We start from the raw sequence: 1,232 nt of genomic DNA, 5'->3' as shown, positions 1-1,232 counted from the left end.
TGGCGGTCACGCGGTTCCCGGAGACACCGGTACCAGAGACCACCGAGGCGCCGGCCGAGCCGGTGCCGTGAACCTTGGCGGCGGGCGCACCGGACGGCTTGCCGTGAGCCGTGGCGGTGGGCTGGGGGGTGCCGGTCGCAGCGCTGGCCACTCCCCCCGCCGTCGCGATGGCTGTGGCGGTGGCCGCGATGAGCATGATCGGGCGGATACGCATGAATCAGTGTCCTTTCCTGCGGGCGTCCGGTTGATGCCCGCACCCCTGTACGCCCCTCGGTGCCCGTGCGGTCGCACCCCGGACACGTGGTCCATGTCACAGGACGTGGGCGCGACCTGGGGCCGGCGCTCGTGCGTACAGGCTTGAGCGGCGCGAGGCTCCGCCCGGGAGGCACGGCTCCACCGCCGTGGCCGAGGAGTGCTTCCCGGCGAACCGCCTGTGATGCGAGCCGATCGACAGCACCAGGAGAGAAGCCGTTGATGACGCCACAGGAGTTCGACGCGTTCTACGCAGCGTCCTTCTCCCGCCTGACCGGGCAGCTCTACGCGATGACCAGCGACTGGTCCGAAGCACAGGACGTGGTCCAGGAGGCCTTCACCCGCGCGTGGGACCGAAGGCGCACGTTCGACCCCGACGATGCCCCGGAAGCCTGGATCCGGACCACCGCCCGGCGGCTGGCCATCTCACGTTGGCGACGTCTGGCCCGGGGTCTGCATCTGGCCGGACGCCACCACCATGAACCCCGCACTGTCGAGCCGCCCACTGAGGAGTACTTGATGCTGGTCATCGCGCTCCGCGACCTGCCCGAGGCGCAGCGCAGCGCCATCGTCCTGCACCACATGTGCGACCTTTCCATCGAGCAGGTCGCGGCCGAGACCGGCGCCAGCGTCAGTGCCGTCAAGAGCCGCCTCGCCCGCGGGCGGACCGCGCTGGCGGCCCGGCTCGGCGACCAGCCCCCGACCAGCGAGGAAGGACGACTCCATGTCTGACCCCCTCCACGACACCCTGGGCGACCGGCTGCGGCTGCTCGGCACGCAGATGCCGGCACCGACCCTGCCCGCCGCGGAGATCCGCCGACGCGCCGACCGGCGCCGCCGCCGCCGGCACGCCCTGGGCGCGACCGCGGCCTGCACCGCGGCAGCCCTGTGCCTGGCTCTTCCGTCCGTGCTGCACTCACCCGGCCCACGGCACGGAGCAGCCCCCACGGACACCTCCTCCGTGTCAGCTTCCCCACGCC

General features: G+C 72.5%; 1 protein-coding gene and 2 pseudogenes. 2 read left to right on the top strand and 1 reads right to left on the bottom strand.

All coding sequences use genetic code 11. The annotated features are described in order from the left end of the window. A pseudogene (locus LQ326_RS47205) lies at nucleotides 1-214 on the bottom strand (hypothetical protein); the annotation flags it as partial. Between the two features lie 260 nt (nucleotides 215-474). On the opposite strand from LQ326_RS47205, the gene LQ326_RS47200 reads away from it, so the two are divergent. Together LQ326_RS47200 and LQ326_RS47195 are read left to right on the top strand one after the other, a co-directional pair. Continuing rightward, a complete protein-coding gene (locus LQ326_RS47200; protein WP_234545382.1) occupies nucleotides 475-984 on the top strand; it encodes a SigE family RNA polymerase sigma factor in 510 nt (169 codons plus the stop codon). After that, nucleotides 977-1,232: pseudogene (locus LQ326_RS47195) on the top strand (hypothetical protein); the annotation flags it as partial. The gene LQ326_RS47200 and the pseudogene LQ326_RS47195, both read left to right, overlap by 8 nt.

The sequence above is a fragment of the Streptomyces shenzhenensis genome (genome assembly GCF_021462265.1).
Classification (GTDB): domain Bacteria; phylum Actinomycetota; class Actinomycetes; order Streptomycetales; family Streptomycetaceae; genus Streptomyces; species Streptomyces shenzhenensis.
The sequence above is the reverse complement of the archived record's forward strand: the minus strand, read 5'-3'. Positions and strand labels throughout refer to the sequence as shown.